This window comes from Microlunatus flavus, from assembly GCF_900110855.1.
GTDB lineage: Bacteria > Actinomycetota > Actinomycetes > Propionibacteriales > Propionibacteriaceae > Microlunatus > Microlunatus flavus.
Genome location: NZ_FOFA01000001.1, coordinates 715,839 through 731,858, shown reverse-complemented (window position 1 = coordinate 731,858; position 16,020 = coordinate 715,839). Strand labels below are relative to the sequence as shown.

Genomic DNA, 16,020 nt, shown 5'->3' with positions numbered 1-16,020 from the left:
GGGCGTCAGGCGCGGGGCGCCGGCTCACCGCGGTAGGACCCGAACGACCAGTGGTTGCCCTCGGGGTCGGTCATGGAGAACTCGCGCCCGCCGTAGCCGGGGTCGTCCGGCTCCCTCGTGATCCGGACGCCGGGCGCCGCGCTGACGCGGGCGTGCACCGCGTCGACGTGGTCCGTGACGACGTAGAGGCCTGCGGTCCCGGGCCTCGGGCCGTCGTCGTCGCGGTCGCTGCCGAGCATGATCGCCCCGCCCTCGGGCCAGTCGAGCTGGGCGTGCGCAACCCTGCCCGCCGCGGCGTCGCCGTCGGGGTAGACCGCGGTGCGGCGGAAGCCGACGACGTCGACGAGGAAGTCGATCAGGGCCGGTGCGTCGGACGCGCGGAACGCGGGCCAGACGCTCGGCGGACGGGACGGGGTCTGCGGTGCGGGGTCGGTCATGGACTCAACCCTCGCCGTTGCGGTGGCCGCCGGCTTGGATGTTCCGGTGCTCCTCGGCCAACCAGGCGGTGGGGCTGGTGCCGAGGTGGTCACGGAACTCGCGGTCGAGGTGCGACTGGTCGGCGTAGCCGCGCGCGGCGGCGAGCGCGGCGAGGTCCGTACGCCGGCCCGCAGCGGTCGCGCGCGTCAGGCTCCGGGCCGTCGCGTCGAAGCGGACGAGCCGGGCCACCCGCTTGGGGGGCAGGCCGACCTCGCGCGCGAAGAGGGTCGTCAGGTGCCGAGGGCTCAGGGCGACGTGCGTCGCGAGCCCGTCCAGACGCCGCCGCCCGTCGCTGCGCAGCAGCCAGCGCCAGGCCTCCGCCAGCTCGGGGCGTACGAGGGTCGAGCGCGGGGCGCTCTCGAGGCGTCCGCGCAGGAAGGTCTGCAGGAGCGCGAACCGCTCCGGCCAGGAGGCTGTCTCGACCAGGCGCTGACGCAGGGCCTCGGCCGGGGCGCCCAGCACGTCCGGGCCGGTCACCCCGCGGGACGCCAGCTCGGCCGGGCTCGCGCCGAGCAGCCGGCGGGCCTCCAGGGGGTGCACGGCCAGCTGCAGGCCGGCCTGCCGGCGGGGCAGGCGGACAGCCGTCGCCCGCGTGTGGAGGGCGCTCACCAGGACCGACTCGCGACGTTCCGCCCCGGTGCCGATCCCGTCGAGGTCCTCCGACCACGCGATCGGCCCGTCCAGGCTCAGGATCACCGTCAGCCAGGGCGAGGGGACGCCGCGGTGGAGCCGTTCCTCGCTCTCGACGCTGGCGTAGCCGACGGTGCTCGCGACGACGCCCGGCAGCAGGTCGGCGTGGACGTACGCGGGCGCGGGGGCCGGCTCGTCCGCCACGTCGGGCACGACCCGATCCTGCCGCGCGGCGGGCCCGGCTGCCAGCCCCTGCGCCGGCTCGACCCTCAGCCCGGGAGCGACCGGTCCGCGAACCGCACCTCGACCAGGCGGACCGGGACCCGCGGCGGCTCGGCCGCCACCCGGATGTTCCGCGCGCGCAGCACCGGGCCGACGGCGGGGTGGACGACCGCCTCGGTCGCGGCGTCGCACGCCTCCTCGGACTCCCAGACGTCGAGGTACTGCAGGTGCCCGTCCTCGGCCTCGAGGGCGAGGTGGACGACCAGGCCGGGCATGGTCGCGCCCTCCATGCGGGCGGTGATGTCGGCGTACGCGTCGGTGCCGATCGGGACGTCCTGCCTCCAGGCGTAGAGCGCCACGGGTCCTCCTGAACAATTGGTCCGAAGGAACATCGGACGAATAGTGCTAGGGTGCTCCGTGATGAGCGACGACGTCAAGGCCCGTCGCTACGACGCCTCGGGGCGGCAGGCGGCGGCGGTGGAGACGCGCCGCCGGATCCTGGCGGCGGCGTCGGAGCGTTTCCTCGCCGACGGGTACGCCGCCACGACCGTGGCCGTGGTCGCGCGGCAGGCGGGGGTGTCGGTCGACACGGTGTACGCCTCCGTCGGACCCAAGCCGGCGCTGTTCCGCGAGCTGGTGGAGCTGGCGCTGTCGGGCACCGACCGGCCCGTCGAGGGCGGCGCGCGGGAGTACGCCGTGCGGATGCGGGCTGAGCCGAGCGCCACCGGGAAGCTCGCGATCTACGCGGACGCGGTCAGTGAGCTCCAGGGGCGCGTGGCGCCGCTCTTCCTGGTGCTGCGCGACGCGGCGAGCGCGCACCCCGACCTCGCCCAGGTCTGGCGGGAGATCACCGAGCGCCGTGCGCGGAACATGCGCCGGCTGGCGGCCGACCTCGCCTCCACGGGCGAGCTGCGCGAGGACCTGACGCTCGACGAGGTGGCCGACGTCGTCTGGACGACCAACGGCGCCGAGCACTACGCGATGCTCGTGCGCGACCGCGGGTGGAGCACCGAACGGTTCCGGTGGTGGCTCCTGGACAGCTGGCAGCGCCTGCTGCTGAAGGACGTGCCCGCGGCGTCAGCGGGATCCTGACCACTCGTCGAGGTGCCTCCCGCTGTCGCACCGGGGCTGCCGGCGCCCGGTGCGACGAGCGGTCAGAGGTGCGCGCTACGAGGCGGAGAGCTCCTCGACCAGCGCCGCGCCGAAGGCGGGGATGTCGTCGGGGTTGCGGCTGGTGATGAGGACGAAGCCGCCGGCGTCCGAGCGGGTGACCTCCTGGTCCTGCCAGGTGCCGCCGGCGTTGCGGATGTCGGTCTTGAGCGAGGGCCAGCTGCTCAGGGTGACGCCGCGCACGACGTCGGCCTCGATGAGGGTCCACGGGCCGTGGCAGATCGCCCCGACCGGCTTGCCGCTTCGCGCGAAGCGCTTGACGAACGACACCGCGTCGTCGTCCTGGCGCAGGGTGTCGGGGTTCGTCGTGCCGCCGGGCAGCACGAGCAGGTCGTAGTCGCCCGGGTCGGCGTCGCTGACCGCGAGGTCGGCGTCGAAGGTGTCGCCCTTCTCGACGTCGTCGTTGAACGCCTGGATCGTGTCCTTCTCCGGCGCCAGCAGGACGACGGTCGCGCCGGCCTTCTCGAGGGCCTCGCGCGGCCCGGTCAGCTCCACCTGCTCGACGCCGGCGTTCGCCATCAGGAAGGCGACGGTGCGCCCGTTCAGCTCGTCGGCCATGTCGGTCGCCTCTCGTGGGAGTGTCTTGTCGTGCGCGACCCAACGTAGTGCGGGGCCGTCACGCCCCTGCGGTGCGTCGCTCCGGGCGGGTGCCGCGGAAGCATGGGTGACGATGACGACCCCCACCGCCGCACCGGTCCGCCCCACGCCACCGCTGCTGGACATCACTCGTATCTACGCCGAGCCGGCTGCGCTCGCGTCGCCGCGCGGTCAGCAGGTCGCGGCCCGGTGGCCCGACGCCGAGGTCGTCGAGGTCGCGAGCCACTGGCGCATCCCCGAGCTGCACGGGGACGAGGAGAACGTGCGCCGCTGGGTGCGGATCAAGCGCGAGGCGCTGGTCCTGGGCGAGCTCAAGACGGTCCGCACCCGGCCGAACGGGCGCTCCGCGGACTTCATCGCGCCCTCGACGAGCAACGGCTGCGCCATGGCCTGCGCCTACTGCTACGTCCCGCGGCACAAGGGCTACAGCAACCCGGTCACCGTGTTCACGAACATCGACCAGATCACCGCGCACCTCGTGCGACACGCCGCCAAGCAGGGCGTCAAGCCCGAGCCCAACCAGTGCGACCCGACCGACTGGGTCTACGACCTCGGCGAGAACAGCGACTGCAGCGTCGACGCGATGATCAGCGACAACGTCGCCGACCTGGTGGCGACGTTCCGCTCCCTGCCGAACGCCAAGGCGTCGTTCGCCACCAAGTACGTCAACCGGGACCTGCTCGACCTGGACCCGCAGGGCCGTACGCGCGTCCGCTTCTCGCTCATGCCCGAGGACACCGCCAAGCTCCTCGACATCCGGACCAGCCCCGTCCCGGAGCGGCTGGCGGCGATCGACGCGTTCGTCGAGGCCGGCTACGAGGTGCACGTGAACTTCTCGCCCGTCGTCGTCGAGAACGGCTGGCTCGCGCGCTGGGCCGACCTGCTCGACGCCCTCGGCGACGCGACGTCGGAGCGCACCAGGGCCCAGCTCGCCTGCGAGGTCATCTTCCTGACCCACAACGAGCAGCTCCACGAGGTCAACCTCGGCTGGCACGCCAAGGCCGAGGACCTGCTCTGGCAGCCGCGCCTGCAGGAGACCAAGCGTTCCCAGAACGGCCAGCTCAACGTCCGCTACGCCTGGCGCGCCAAGCAGGGCTACGTCGAGCAGCTCCTCGCGCTCATCGAGGAGCGCGCGCCCTGGTGCACGGTCCGGTACGCCTTCTGAGCCCCGGTCGCGGAACCCGGCCCCGTCCCCTGAGCCTGGCGAAGGGCCGCGGGCTCCGCTCGTTAGCCTGAGGCCGTGACCGACGACGTCCACCGCTTCCGGGCCGCGCACGTCGTGACGGCGGGCGGAGTGCTGGACGACGCGGTCGTCGAGGTCCGCGGCGAGCGGGTGGCCACGGTCGCCGCGAACGCCTGGGACGAGCGCGCGGAACGTCTGGGCGGCTGGGTGGTCCCCGGCTTCGTCGACACCCACGTCCACGGCGGCGGCGGGCACGACTACGCCACGACCGACGCCGACGAAGCCCTCGCCGCGCGCGACTTCCACGCGGCGCACGGCACGACGACGAGCTTCGCCAGCCTCGTCACCGCCTCGGTCGACGACCTGTGCGCCCAGCTCGACACCCTCGCCGACCTCGTCGCCGACGGCCACCTCGCGGGCGTGCACCTCGAGGGGCCGTTCCTGTCCGCCGACCAGCCCGGCGCCCACGAACCCTCCCTGCTCCGCGCCCCCGACCCGCAGGCCGTCGACCGGCTCGTCGAGGCCGGGCGTGGTGCGCTCCGCCTGGTCACGCTGGCCCCCGAGCTGAACGGCGGGCTCGACGCCGTACGCCGCTTCGTCGCCGCCGGCGTGCACGTGGCGGTGGGCCACACCATGGCCGACGACGCCATGGTCGTCCGGGCGCTGGAGGCCGGGGCCGACGTCGGCACCCACGTCTTCAACGCGATGTCGCCCATCCACCACCGCAGGCCCGGCCCGGTGCCGCGGCTGCTCACCGACCCGCGGGTGGCCGCGGAGCTGATCGCCGACGGGTTCCACGTCGACGCCGAGGTGCTCCGCATGGCCCTGGGTGCAGCCGGACCCGACGGCGTCGTGCTCGTCACCGACGCGATGGTGGCGGCGGGGATGCCCGACGGCCCGTACGCGCTCGGCGGCCTGCAGGTGCAGGTCGTCGACGGACAGGCCCGGCTGGTCGGTCGCGACGGCGCCCCGGGGGCCATCGCGGGCTCGACGCTCACCACGGGCCGCGCGTTCGCCCTCGTCGCGGGGATGACCGGCGACCTCGCCGCGGCCTCGCGCGTCGCGTCGACGAACGCCGCCCGGCACTACGGCCTGGACGCCGGGACGTTGCGGCCCGGCGGTCCGGCGGACCTCTGCCTGGTCGACGACGACGGGACGCTGCGGCGCGTGATGCGGCGCGGTCGCTGGCTCGACGCCGCATGAGCGCCGACCCCTCCGCCGCGCCCACCGCCACCCTCGGCGCCGCACCGTCCTCCAGTCCGGCCCATGTCCGGGCCGAGCTGTCCCGGCCGGACCTCGAGGAGCACGCCGAGGCGCTCGGGTTCCGGGGGCCGGACCTGCCCGACCTGGTCGCCGCGGCCCGCGGCGTGCTCGAGCGGCCCGCCGACCTCGCCGTCGTCGAGCAGGCGGCGCGACGCCTGCTCGACCGCATCGGCGACCTGCCGGCGCGCGACGGGGACGACGTCTGGGAGGGCGTCGAGGTCGGGGAGGACGGCGTGCTCGCCGTGCTCGCCCTGCTGGCGACCGCGCCCGCGCTGGCCGCCTTCCACGCCTCGCGCGGGGTCCCGGCCGACGTGTCGGCCGCGACGGTGGCCGACCTGGGACAGCAGGTCTGGGTGCACCGCCTGGTCAGCGGCCGGTTCGGCCTCTACTCGTACGCGTGGGAGACCGGGTGGGTCTGGTCGGGGGCGCTCTACCGGCTCGGTCGGCTCCAGTTCTCCGTCGAGGAGGGCACCACCGTCGACGGGAGCGGGCGCGAGCTCGTGTGCTCGACGCACATCCCGCGCGGTGCCGCCCTGCGCGACGCCGACGTCGACGCGGCGCTGGCCGCCGCGCAGCCCTTCTTCGCCCGGCACTTCCCCGAGCTCGGTCCGCTCGACCTGCACTGCGTCAGCTGGATGCTCGACCCGCGCCTGCCCCGGCTGCTGCCGGGCTCCAACCTGGCGCGGTTCCAGCGGCGCTGGCGCACCTACGGGGAGCGGCGCGAGGCCGACGAGGACGCGTTCTTCTTCGCCTTCGCGCGCCGCGGCCGGCCCGAGGTGGACCGCCTCGTCGCAGAGACGTCCCTGCAGCGGGCGATCCTCTCCGTGTGGCGCTCGGGTGAGCACTGGCACCTCGTCGAGGGCCGGCTGGCCGCACCGGCCGGCACCCGGAACGACGGGGAGGTCTGAGTCGTGGACGTCCTGCCCACCCTGCTGCCGGGGTTCTCGGGGACCACGCTGCCGGGCTGGCTGCGCGACCGGCTGCGCGACGGCCTGGGCGGGGTGTGCCTCTTCGCCCGCAACATCGCCGGCCACGCCCAGCTGGCGGCGCTGACCGCGGAGATCCGCGAGGCCAACCCGGACGCCGTCGTCGCGCTCGACGAGGAGGGCGGGGACGTCACGCGGCTGTTCGCCGACGTCGGCTCGCCGTTCCCGGGCAACGCGGTCCTCGGCCGGCTCGACGACCTCGCGCTCACGCGGGTGGTGGCCGCCGAGGTGGGCTGGGCGATGCGCCGCACCGGGTGCACGATGACCTTCGCGCCGGACGTCGACGTCAACAGCAACCCCGACAACCCGGTGATCGGGATCCGCAGCCTGGGGGCCGACGCCGACCTCGTGGCCCGCCACGGGGTCGCCTGGGTCGAGGGCCTGCAGGCGACGGGCGTCGCCGGCTGCGCCAAGCACTTTCCGGGCCACGGGGACACGGGCCAGGACTCCCACCTCGCGCTGCCGGTCGTCGACCGCTCGCCCGCCGAGCTCCGCGAGCGTGAGCTGGTGCCGTTCGTCGCGACGGTCGGGGCGGGCGTCCGGGCGGTGATGACGTCGCACATCCTGCTGCCGCAGGTCGACCCGGACGCCCCGGCGACCTTCAGCCGACGGGTGCTGACGGGCCTGCTGCGCGAGGAGCTCGGGTTCGACGGCGTCGTGGTGACCGACGCGCTGGACATGGCCGGGGCGTCGAGCCCGGGCGGGCTGGGGGAGAGCGCGGTCCGGGCGCTGGCGTCCGGGTGCGACCTGCTCTGCCTGGGCAACGACAACACCGCCGAGCAGGTCGACGCGATCGTCGCGGCGGTGGGACGGGCGGTCGCCGACGGTGCGCTCGGCGGCGACCGGGTCGCGCAGGCCGCGGCCCGGGTGCGGGCGCTGGCCGCCGCCGAGACCCGGCCGGTGGTGCCCGAGGGATCGACGGCCGACGCCCTCGCCGGCCTCCTGCCGCCCGGACGCGTCGCCGCGGCCTTCGACGTGAGCCCGTACGCCGCCGCCTGGCGCGAGCGGGCGGCCGGGCGCTTTGGCGTGGTCCGGCTCGAGGACCGCCCGAACATCGCCGTCGGGGTCGTGCCCTGGGGCCCCGAGCTGCCCGGGCGGCCCGTGGTCGTGGCGCACCCTCAGGACCGGCTCGACGAGGGCGCCCTCGGGGCCGACCCGGTGCTCGTGCTCGGCCGCGACGTCCACCGGCACCCCGAGGCCCGCGCGGTGGTCGACCGGCTGCGCCGGGACCGCGACGTGCTGGTCGTCGACCTCGGCTGGCCCTCGCCCGACCGCGCGTACGCCGACGTCGCCACGTTCGGCGCGTCCCGGCTCGTCGGCACGGCGCTGCGCGGGTGGCTCGGGGCCTGAGGGCGCTCAGCCGGCGAGGGCCCGGCCAGCCTCCTGCCGCCAGGCCAGCGGACCGCGCCCGTAGCGCCGCTTGAAGGCGGTGCTGAAGGTGAAGGGGCTGGTGTAGCCGACGGCCCGGCTGACCGCGGCCACCGTGTCCTGGCCGTCGCGCAGCCGGTCGGCGGCGAGCGCGAGCCGCCACGCGGTGAGGTAGGCCATCGGCGGCTCGCCGACGGCCTGCCCGAACCGCCGGGCCAGAGCGGCCCGCGAGAGCCCGACCGCGTGCGCGAGCGAGGCCACCGTCCAGGGCCGGGCGGGCTCGTCGTGCAGCAGGGCCAGCGCCTGCCGGACGACCGGGTCGTCCCCGCGCCACCACGCCGGCACCGTGCGCGCGCCGGTCGCCCACTCGCGGCAGGCCGCGACGACGACGGCGTCCAGGAGCCGGTCGAGCAGGCCCGCCTGCCCCAGGTCGTCGGCGCCGGCCTGGCCGGCCAGCACGGCCACGAGCGAGGCCAGCAGCGGCGAGCGGGCCTCGCCGGCCCTCAGCACGACGACCCCCGGGAGCGGTGCGAGCAGGCGCGCGCCCACCTCCCCGGCCCGCTCGTACGTCCCCACGAGCAGGGTGTCGGGACCGTCGCCGGCGTTGCCCCACGACCGCACTCCCTGGCGCATCGCCAGCTCCAGGCTCACGCCGTCGGGCGTCTCGCACCGCCCGCCGGGGTGGATGACGGCCTGCGGAGCGGTGCCGTCACGGTCGGCGACGACGTACGGGTCGGGGCCACGCACCAGAGCCACGTCCCCTGCGCCGAGCTCCACGGCCGGCCCGGACCCGGGCCGGAGCACCGCGGAACCGCTCGTCACGGCCATCACCGTGAGCGGGGCTCCGTCCTGCACCCGGACCGACCACGGGGGCGCCATGACGACGCGCAGCAGGAAGGCGTCCGCCGCGCGCGGCGCCCGAAGCAGGTCGCTGAGCGGGTCCACGGGACGTCACCCTAGACGCTCACGAAGGAAAGCGAGCGTTCAGGTCATGGATCGTCTCGCTCGGCTCGGGCTGGATGGAGCCATGACCACCTCGTCCCGTCCGCCCGTCCTCCTCCTCGGCGGCACCGGCCGCACCGGCCGCCGCGTCGCCCGCCGCCTCGCCGCCCGCGGGCAGCGCGTCCGCGTCGCCTCGCGGCGCGGGGACCCGCCCTTCGCGTGGGACGCGCCGGACGGCTGGCCGGCGCTGCTCGACGGGGTGTCGGCCGCGTACGTCGCCTACGCCCCCGACCTCGCCCTGCCGGAGGCCGAGGGCCACCTGCGCCGGCTCGGCCGCGCGGCCCGGGCAGCGGGGCTGCAGCGCCTGGTGCTGCTCTCCGGGCGCGGCGAACCGGCCGCCGCCCGCAGCGAGGCCGCGCTGCGCGAGGCCGGCGTCCCCCTCGCGGTCGTGCGCTCGAGCTGGTTCGCCCAGGACTTCAGCGAGCACTTCCTGCGCGACGGCGTCCTCGACGGCGTGGTCGCGCTGCCCACGGCCGGGCGTCCCGACGCGGCCGAGGCGTTCGTCGACGTCGACGACGTGGCCGACGTCGTCGTCGCCCTGCTGCTCGCGGTCGAGGCGTCGACGCAGACCCTGGAGCTGTCCGGGCCCGGACTCGTCACCTTCGGCGAGGCGGCCGCGACCATCGCCGCGGCGACCGGCCGCCCGCTGGCCCACCTGCCCCTCGACGTGGCCGGCTTCGCGGCCGGCGCGGTCGCCGCCGGCGTGCCGCGGGAGGAGGCCGAGCCCCTGGCGCGGCTCTTCGCCGAGGTGCTCGACGGGCGCAACGAGCACCTGACCGACGACGTCGCGCGGGTCCTCCGGCGCCCGCCGCGCGCGTTCGCCGACGTCGTCCGCGAGGCGGCCGCGGCCGGCGCCTGGGACGTGGTCCCGGCGGGTGCGGCGTGCTGACCGGCGGCCCCGCGACGGTCGCCACAGCGCTCGCCGCGCTCGGGTCCGCACTGGTCGCCGGGATCTTCCTCGCCTTCTCCGCCTTCGTCATGAGGGCGCTGCAGGCCCTCGACCCGGCCTCGGCCCTGGCCGCCATGCAGCAGGTCAACCGCTTCGCCCCGCGCGCCGGGCTGCTCGTCCCGCTGCTCGGCACCGCCCTGCTCTGCGCCGTCCTCGGCGTCGTCGCCGTGGTCTCGCTGGCGACCGGTCCGTCGGCGCGCGGCTGGCTGGTGCTCGTCGGCTGCCTGCTGCACCTCCTCGCCTTCGGCGTCACCTCGGGCTACCACGTGCCGCACAACGACGCGCTCGCCCTGGTCGACCCGCACGCGGCGGGGGCCGCCGCGGCCTGGCGCGCGTACGCCGGCCCGTGGCTCGTCTGGAACCACGTCCGGACCGCCGCGGCGGCGCTCGGTGCGGCCGCGCTGCTGGCCGCTCTCGGGGCCGGTCGGCAGGTGCCCTAGGGTGCGAGGCGATGGAGATCGTGATCCTGCCCTCGGCGGCCGAGGTCGGCGTGCTGGCCGCCCGCAAGATCGCCCGGGTCGTCCGCGACAAGCCGGACGCCGTGCTCGGGCTGGCGACGGGGTCATCGCCGCTGGCCATCTACGCGGCCCTGGCCGAGCAGACCCGCGACGGTTCGCTCGACGTGAGCCGGGTGAGCGCGTTCGCCCTCGACGAGTACGTGGGCATCCCGGCCGAGCACCCCGAGTCGTACGCGGCCGTGATCGCCCGTGAGGTCACGGGCCCGCTGCACCTCGACCCTGCGGGGGTGCAGGTGCCGGACGGGCGCGCGGTCGACCTCGAGGCGGCTGGGGAGCGCTACGAGGAGGCGATCCGTGCGGCCGGAGGGGTGGACCTGCAGATCCTCGGCATCGGCGCGAACGGTCACGTCGGGTTCAACGAGCCGACCTCCTCCTTCGCCTCGCGCACCCGCATCAAGACGCTCACCGAGCGCACGCGGAGCGACAACGCACGGTTCTTCGACTCCGCCGACGACGTCCCCACGCACTGCCTGACGCAGGGCCTCGGCACGATCATGGACGCGCGCGAGCTGCTGCTCGTCGCGCAGGGACCGGCCAAGGCCGCCGCCGTCGCCGCCGCCGTCGAGGGGCCGGTGACGAGCATGTGCCCGGCCTCGATCCTGCAGCACCACCGGCGCGCGACGATCATGGTCGACGAGGACGCCGCCGCCCGGCTCACCCTGGGCGACTACTACCGCTGGACGTACGCGCACAAGCCGTCCTGGCAGCAGTTCTAGCCTTTCGCACAGACCCTGGGCACCGCCGTCCGGCGCGCCGTCGCCTGGACGACCGAGCGAGGAAGCCCCGTGGCACCCGGCTGTCCGCCGCACGACCTGCGGGCTTCCGAGCGAGGGAGGAAGGCGACGGGTCCGAGCGCCGGGCGCGTCCGAGCGGAGCGAGGACCGAGGATCGGACTACGCCAGGGCGCGGAGGCGGTCGTTGACCGCGTCGGGGCGCAGGGTCTTGGCCGCGACGAGCCGGGCGGCCCCGGTCGCGCCGCCGCGCTCGTCGTGGCGGCCCTCGACGATCCGGAGCTCGTTGGTGGCCAGCGGCAGCGAGTGGGCGTAGACCGAGGCCCGGACCCCGGTCAGCAGGTGCTGGCCCGCCGTGCCCGTGAGGCTCCCACCCACGACGACGACGGCCGGGTCGAGGAGGTTGACCGCGTACGCGATCGCCTGGCCGAGGGTGCGGCCGGCGGCCTGCAGCAGGGCGACCGCCTGCGGGTTCCCGGCGCGGACCAGGTCCATCGCCTCGCGGGTGGTGCTGACCTCGAGGCCGTCGCGACGCAGGTCGCGCACGATGCTCCACCCGGCGGCCAGCGCCTCGACGCAGCCCCGGTTGCCGCAGCGGCACAGCGGCCCGTCCTCGGGGCGCAGCCGGATGTGGCCGATGTCGCCCGCGGCGCCGTGCGTGCCCCGGAACAGCTGGCCCGCGCTGATGATCGCGCTGCCGATGCCCGTGCCCGCCTTGACGTAGAGCAGGTCGTCGTCGGGGCCCCAGGCCTGCAGGTGCTCGGCGTAGCCGCGGGCGTTCACGTCGTTCTCGACCACGACGGGCACGTCGAGCTCGGCCCGGATCAGGCCCTCGACGGAGCGCCCCTCCCACCCGGCCATGACCGACGGCGAGGCGGGCCGGTTCGTCGCGCGGTCCACGGGTGCCGGCACGGAGAGGCCGACGCCCAGCAGGTCGCGCCCGGTGCGCCCGCTCGCGGCGAGCAGCTCGCGCCCCGTCGCGGTGACCCAGCCGAGCACGGCCTCGGCCCCTGCGGACACGGGCATCTCGGTCAGCCGCTCCGCGACGACCACGCCGGTCAGGTCGGTGAGCAGCAGCCGGACGTGGTCCTCGCCGACGTCGGCGCCGAGGACGACGTAGCGGTCGCGGTCCAGGTCGAGCACGCGCGACGGGCGCCCGCCCGACGACGCGGCGTGCTCGCCCTCGCGGATCAGCCCGGCCCGGAAGAGCACCTCGAGCCGCTCGGCGAGCGTGGGCCGGGACATGCCCGTCAGCCGGGCGAGCGCGCCGCGGGTCTGGGCCTGGCCGGAGGCGATCAGCCCGAGCACCTCGCCGGCGCTCACGCCCACGCTCAGCGCGGCCACACCGCTCCCGTCGCCGGTCCTGTCGGTCGCACCGGCGTCAGGACGCCGGGGCCAGCGTCGTGGTGAGCCGCAGCACGGCGTCGGCGCGGCTGCGGGTGGTGGCGACGAGCTCGGCGTTGCGGCCGTCGCTGCCGACCGTGCGGGCGTACGCCTCCTCGGGGCTGCGCCCGAAGCGCTCGTGCCGGGCGACGAGCCGGTCGACCCGGACGTCCTCCCCCGGCTCGAGGAACCAGCACTCGTCGAGGAGCCCCCGGACCCGGGCCCAGTCGCCCGCGTCGGCGAGCAGGTAGTTGCCCTCGGTGACGACGAGCGGGACCTCGGCCCGGACGGGTTGCGCCGACCCGATCGACTCCTCCAGCCCGCGGTCGAAGACCGGCGCGTAGACCACCGCGTCCGTACGGGCGCGCAGCCGCTCGAGCAGGTGCACGTAGCCGGCGGCGTCGAAGGTGTCGATCGCGCCCTTGCGCTCGCGCCGGTCGAGGCGGGTGAGCTCGTCGTCGCGCAGGTGGAAGCCGTCCATCCCGACGAGCACCGCCTGGTCCGGCCCGAGCGCAGCCACGACCGCCTCGGCCAGGGTCGACTTGCCCGCGCCGGGGGCGCCGGTGATGCCGAGGAACGTGCGTCGCCCGGCGTCCACGAGGCGGCGGGCCCGCTCGACGAGCTCCTCGACGGTGCAGCTGACGGGGGTCACCGGGGTGGCTGCCGGTGCGGGGGTCGCAGACATCCCACCCATCCTCTCGTCCCGGTCGTCAGGCCAGGGGCTCGTCCCAATCGTTATGCCAGGTGCTAGACGTAAGCACCGGAACTTCGGTAAGAATAGCGTCAAAAGCCACCAGGAGGACCCATGCAACGTCGCATCTCTCTCGTCCACCGTCCCGTCCGCCGCGGTCTCGCCCCGCTCGCGCTGCTCGCCACCGGCATGCTCACCCTCGCCGCGTGCGGGGGGTCGTCCGCCGCGCCGGACGCGCAGGGCAGCGCGAGCGGCGGCGGCGACAAGCCCGTCGCCGTCACGCTGATCACCAAGGACTCGATCAACCCGTTCTGGATCGCCATGCAGAACGGCGCCAAGGAGTCGTCGACCAAGAACAACGTCGACCTCACCATCGCCGCGGGCAAGGAGGACGGCGACGAGGACGGCCAGGTCCAGGCCATCGAGGCCGCAGTGACGCGTGGCGACCAGGGCATCCTCATCACCCCGAACGGCCCCGGCGTGAACACCGCCATCGAGAACGCCCGCAAGCAGGGCCTCTACGTCATCGCCCTCGACACCCCGCCCGAGCCGGCCGACGTCGTCGACATCACCTTCGCCACCGACAACTTCAGCGCCGGCGAGGAGATCGGCAAGTGGGCCGCCGCCCAGATGGACGGCAAGAAGGCCACGATCGCGCTGCTCGACGCCTTCAACGACAAGGTCATCTCGGTCGACTACAACCGCGACCAGGGCTTCCTGACCGGCATGGGCATCGACGTCAAGGACCCCAAGAAGAACGGCGACGAGGACAAGACCGGGAAGTACACCGGCGGCAAGGGCGGCGACTACGAGATCGTCTGCAACGAGCCGACCAAGGGCGCGCAGGACGGCGGCAAGTCGGCCATGGAGGCGTGCCTGTCCAAGAACTCGAACATCAACCTCGTCTACACGCTGAACGAGCCGGGCGCCGCCGGTGCCTCGGACGCGCTCAAGGCCGCCGGCAAGAGCGCGCTCATCGTGTCGGTCGACGGCGGCTGCCAGGGCGTCGAGAACGTCAAGAACGGAACGATCGGCGCGACCTCGCAGCAGTACCCGCTCAAGATGGCCGAGCTCGGGGTCGACGCGATCGCCAAGATCGCCCGCGGTGGCGAGAAGCCGGCGGTCACGCCGGGCCTCGACTTCTACGACACCGGCGTCAAGCTCGTCACCGACAAGCCGGTCGACGGCCTGGACAGCATCGACACGGCAGAGGGCCTGAACCTCTGCTGGGGCCAGAAGTAAGAGCCACCCGGCGCCCCCGCGACGGGTCCGGCCGTGCTCACCTCCACCGGAGGGTGAACTCCCGGTGAGCACGGTCGGGCTCGACCTCGGCACGACCGGGGTGCGGGCGGTCGCCTTCGACGGCGACGGTCGCGAGCTGGCGTCCGCCGCCATCCCCACCCGCCGGTGCGCCCCACGCCCCGGGTGGCTGGAGGTCGACGCCGAGGCCGTGCTGCGCGACGCGGAGGCGGTCCTCGCTGACGTCGCGCGGCGGGCGGCGGAGGCGGGCGACCCCGTACGGGCGGTCGGCTTCAGCAGCCAGGGCGAGGCCGTCGTCCCCGTCGACGCGGCGGGCCGCGCGCTGGCCGGCGTGCCGCTGGGCCTGGACGCCCGCGGCGCCCGGGCCGCGGCGGCGCTGGCCGCACGGCTCGGCGCCGACCGGGTGCAGGAGCTGACGGGGCAGCCCTCGCACCGGATGTTCTCGGTGGGCAAGATCGCCGAGGGCGGGCCGGCCTGGCGCACGCCGGCCGTCGTCGGCTACCGCACGCTGGCCGACTTCGTCGCCGGTCGCCTCGGCGCCCCGCCCGCGGTCGACTGGACCGGCGCCGCCCGCACGGGCATGTTCGACGTCTCGGCGCGCACCTGGTCGGGCGAGGTGCTCGGGGCGACGGCGCTCGACGCGCCCTGGCTGGAGCCCGGACGGCTGTCCCCGCCGGTCGCCCCGGGCACCGACCTCGGTCCCTTCCACCCCGGCGTCGCCGACCGGCTCGGGCTCGCCCGCAGCACGCGGCTCGTCGCCGGGATGCACGACCAGGCCGCCTCGTACGTCGGCGCGGGCGGGTCGCCGGGGGCGGTCTCGGTGTACGCGCTCGGCTCGAGCGACTGCCTCGCCGTCGGCACGACGACGCGGCCGCAGGGGCTGGGCGGGACCGGCTTCGCGACGTACCCGTGGCGCGAGGACCGCTGGCTGACGCTGGCGGGTTCGGCCACGGGCGGGCTCGCCGTCGAGTGGTGCGCCGAGCTGCTCCGGTCCGCGGACGTGGAGGCGCTGGTCGCCGAGGCCTCGGCCTCGCCGTCGCCGGTGCTCGTGCTGCCCTACCTGGCCGGCTCGGGGACGCTCGACAACGACCCGGACGTCCGGGGCTCGGTCGTCGGGCTGACCCTCGCCACCACCCGGGCGGACGTGCAGCGGGCGTTCCTGGAGGCGAGCGGCTTCGAGCTGGGCGTGCTGCTCGAGGCCTTCCTGACCGTCGGCGTCGTGGCCGGCGACCTGCGGGCGGTCGGCACCGGGGCGACGAGCCCGGTCGCCCTCGGCGCGCGCGCCGACGCCGGCGGCACCGCCCTGACGCCGGCTCCCGGTCGTTCGTCCGCACGGGGGGCCGCCCTGCTCGCCGCGGCCGCGCTCGGCGCCGTGGACCTCGACCACCTGCCGCCCCCGGTGCTCGGCGAGCCCCGCCGACCGGTGCCCGCCACCGCCGGCTGGTACGCCCGGCAGCGTCGCGCCTACCGCGCCCTCGCGCTGACCCTGCGCTCCTTCGAGCACGAGCACGGGGCGGTCGCCAGGCAGGCCCCGCCCTGCGTGCCGGCTCCCTGAACCCGCCCGATCCCCACGACCCACCACGACCCACC

General features: G+C 75.7%; 17 protein-coding genes. 10 read left to right on the top strand and 7 right to left on the bottom strand.

Features of this window, described 5'->3' with window-relative positions; genetic code table 11:
- Window positions 1-5: 5 nt before the first annotated feature.
- From BMY04_RS03560 to BMY04_RS03550, 3 genes are read right to left on the bottom strand one after another with little or no spacing between them, the layout of a single operon-like run.
- Window positions 6-437 carry a VOC family protein gene (locus BMY04_RS03560; protein ID WP_091177685.1) on the bottom strand — a complete coding sequence of 144 codons (432 nt, stop codon included), beginning with the start codon at window positions 435-437 and terminating at the stop codon, window positions 6-8.
- A gap of 4 nt (window positions 438-441) precedes the next feature.
- Window positions 442-1,320, bottom strand: a complete 879-nt coding sequence (locus BMY04_RS03555) for a helix-turn-helix domain-containing protein (protein ID WP_198409908.1) — start codon at window positions 1,318-1,320, stop codon at window positions 442-444.
- A 56-nt stretch (window positions 1,321-1,376) separates the two neighbouring features.
- Window positions 1,377-1,688: a hypothetical protein gene (locus BMY04_RS03550; RefSeq protein ID WP_091177684.1), complete on the bottom strand. Its 312-nt coding sequence runs from the start codon at window positions 1,686-1,688 to the stop codon at window positions 1,377-1,379.
- A 61-nt stretch (window positions 1,689-1,749) separates the two neighbouring features.
- On the opposite strand from BMY04_RS03550, the gene BMY04_RS03545 reads away from it, so the two are divergent.
- Window positions 1,750-2,421, top strand: coding sequence for a TetR/AcrR family transcriptional regulator (locus tag BMY04_RS03545; protein WP_091177683.1), 672 nt, complete (start codon window positions 1,750-1,752; stop codon window positions 2,419-2,421).
- 75 nt (window positions 2,422-2,496) lie between these two features.
- Here the strand turns inward: BMY04_RS03545 and BMY04_RS03540 are convergent, their stop codons facing one another.
- On the bottom strand, window positions 2,497-3,057 hold the full coding sequence (locus BMY04_RS03540; RefSeq protein WP_091177682.1) for a type 1 glutamine amidotransferase domain-containing protein: 561 nt from the start codon (window positions 3,055-3,057) through the stop codon (window positions 2,497-2,499).
- Window positions 3,058-3,169: 112 nt separating this feature from the next.
- On the opposite strand from BMY04_RS03540, the gene BMY04_RS03535 reads away from it, so the two are divergent.
- The 4 genes from BMY04_RS03535 (at window position 3,170) to nagZ (ending at window position 7,878) form a co-directional block, all read left to right on the top strand.
- The gene (locus BMY04_RS03535; protein WP_091177930.1) at window positions 3,170-4,261 is read left to right on the top strand and encodes a spore photoproduct lyase family protein; all 1,092 of its coding nucleotides are present in this window, start codon (window positions 3,170-3,172) and stop codon (window positions 4,259-4,261) included.
- Window positions 4,262-4,336: 75 nt separating this feature from the next.
- On the top strand, window positions 4,337-5,482 hold the full coding sequence (locus tag BMY04_RS03530) for an N-acetylglucosamine-6-phosphate deacetylase (RefSeq protein ID WP_091177681.1): 1,146 nt from the start codon (window positions 4,337-4,339) through the stop codon (window positions 5,480-5,482).
- Window positions 5,479-6,450, top strand: a complete 972-nt coding sequence (locus tag BMY04_RS03525; protein WP_091177680.1) for an acyltransferase domain-containing protein — start codon at window positions 5,479-5,481, stop codon at window positions 6,448-6,450. Before BMY04_RS03530 ends, BMY04_RS03525 begins: the two co-directional genes overlap by 4 nt.
- A gap of 3 nt (window positions 6,451-6,453) precedes the next feature.
- Window positions 6,454-7,878 (top strand): beta-N-acetylhexosaminidase, encoded by a 1,425-nt coding sequence (gene nagZ, locus BMY04_RS23505; protein ID WP_091177679.1) that lies wholly within the window; start codon window positions 6,454-6,456, stop codon window positions 7,876-7,878.
- 6 nt (window positions 7,879-7,884) lie between these two features.
- Here the strand turns inward: nagZ and BMY04_RS03515 are convergent, their stop codons facing one another.
- The gene (locus BMY04_RS03515) at window positions 7,885-8,841 is read right to left on the bottom strand and encodes an AraC family transcriptional regulator (protein ID WP_091177678.1); all 957 of its coding nucleotides are present in this window, start codon (window positions 8,839-8,841) and stop codon (window positions 7,885-7,887) included.
- Window positions 8,842-8,923: 82 nt separating this feature from the next.
- On the opposite strand from BMY04_RS03515, the gene BMY04_RS03510 reads away from it, so the two are divergent.
- The 3 genes from BMY04_RS03510 to nagB are packed head-to-tail and all read left to right on the top strand — an operon-like array spanning window position 8,924 to window position 11,081.
- Window positions 8,924-9,787 carry an SDR family oxidoreductase gene (locus BMY04_RS03510; RefSeq protein ID WP_091177677.1) on the top strand — a complete coding sequence of 288 codons (864 nt, stop codon included), beginning with the start codon at window positions 8,924-8,926 and terminating at the stop codon, window positions 9,785-9,787.
- Window positions 9,781-10,287, top strand: a complete 507-nt coding sequence (locus BMY04_RS03505) for an anthrone oxygenase family protein (protein WP_198409907.1) — start codon at window positions 9,781-9,783, stop codon at window positions 10,285-10,287. The genes BMY04_RS03510 and BMY04_RS03505 overlap by 7 nt, the downstream gene beginning before the upstream one ends.
- Before the next feature lie 11 nt (window positions 10,288-10,298).
- Window positions 10,299-11,081 carry a glucosamine-6-phosphate deaminase gene (nagB, locus tag BMY04_RS03500; protein WP_091177676.1) on the top strand — a complete coding sequence of 261 codons (783 nt, stop codon included), beginning with the start codon at window positions 10,299-10,301 and terminating at the stop codon, window positions 11,079-11,081.
- Between the two features lie 177 nt (window positions 11,082-11,258).
- On the opposite strand, the gene BMY04_RS03495 is transcribed toward nagB, so the two are convergent.
- Together BMY04_RS03495 and BMY04_RS03490 are read right to left on the bottom strand one after the other, a co-directional pair.
- On the bottom strand, window positions 11,259-12,440 hold the full coding sequence (locus BMY04_RS03495) for an ROK family transcriptional regulator (RefSeq protein ID WP_091177675.1): 1,182 nt from the start codon (window positions 12,438-12,440) through the stop codon (window positions 11,259-11,261).
- Between the two features lie 37 nt (window positions 12,441-12,477).
- Window positions 12,478-13,164, bottom strand: coding sequence for a nucleoside/nucleotide kinase family protein (locus tag BMY04_RS03490; protein ID WP_091177674.1), 687 nt, complete (start codon window positions 13,162-13,164; stop codon window positions 12,478-12,480).
- A 120-nt stretch (window positions 13,165-13,284) separates the two neighbouring features.
- Between BMY04_RS03490 and BMY04_RS03485 the strand changes: the two genes are divergently transcribed.
- A complete protein-coding gene (locus tag BMY04_RS03485; protein ID WP_091177673.1) occupies window positions 13,285-14,412 on the top strand; it encodes a substrate-binding domain-containing protein in 1,128 nt (375 codons plus the stop codon).
- Window positions 14,413-14,476: 64 nt separating this feature from the next.
- Entirely contained in the window at window positions 14,477-15,985 is a 1,509-nt protein-coding gene (locus BMY04_RS03480) for an FGGY-family carbohydrate kinase (protein WP_091177672.1), read from the top strand.
- Window positions 15,986-16,020 lie beyond the last annotated feature (35 nt).

Coding starts and splice junctions, on each gene's coding strand:
- BMY04_RS03560 (WP_091177685.1), bottom strand. CDS start 437: ATGACCGACCCCGCACCGCAGACCCCGTCCCGTCCGCCGAGCGTCTGG.
- BMY04_RS03545 (WP_091177683.1), top strand. CDS start 1,750: ATGAGCGACGACGTCAAGGCCCGTCGCTACGACGCCTCGGGGCGGCAG.
- BMY04_RS03540 (WP_091177682.1), bottom strand. CDS start 3,057: ATGGCCGACGAGCTGAACGGGCGCACCGTCGCCTTCCTGATGGCGAAC.
- BMY04_RS03535 (WP_091177930.1), top strand. CDS start 3,170: ATGACGACCCCCACCGCCGCACCGGTCCGCCCCACGCCACCGCTGCTG.
- BMY04_RS03525 (WP_091177680.1), top strand. CDS start 5,479: ATGAGCGCCGACCCCTCCGCCGCGCCCACCGCCACCCTCGGCGCCGCA.
- BMY04_RS03510 (WP_091177677.1), top strand. CDS start 8,924: ATGACCACCTCGTCCCGTCCGCCCGTCCTCCTCCTCGGCGGCACCGGC.
- nagB (WP_091177676.1), top strand. CDS start 10,299: ATGGAGATCGTGATCCTGCCCTCGGCGGCCGAGGTCGGCGTGCTGGCC.
- BMY04_RS03490 (WP_091177674.1), bottom strand. CDS start 13,164: ATGTCTGCGACCCCCGCACCGGCAGCCACCCCGGTGACCCCCGTCAGC.
- BMY04_RS03485 (WP_091177673.1), top strand. CDS start 13,285: ATGCAACGTCGCATCTCTCTCGTCCACCGTCCCGTCCGCCGCGGTCTC.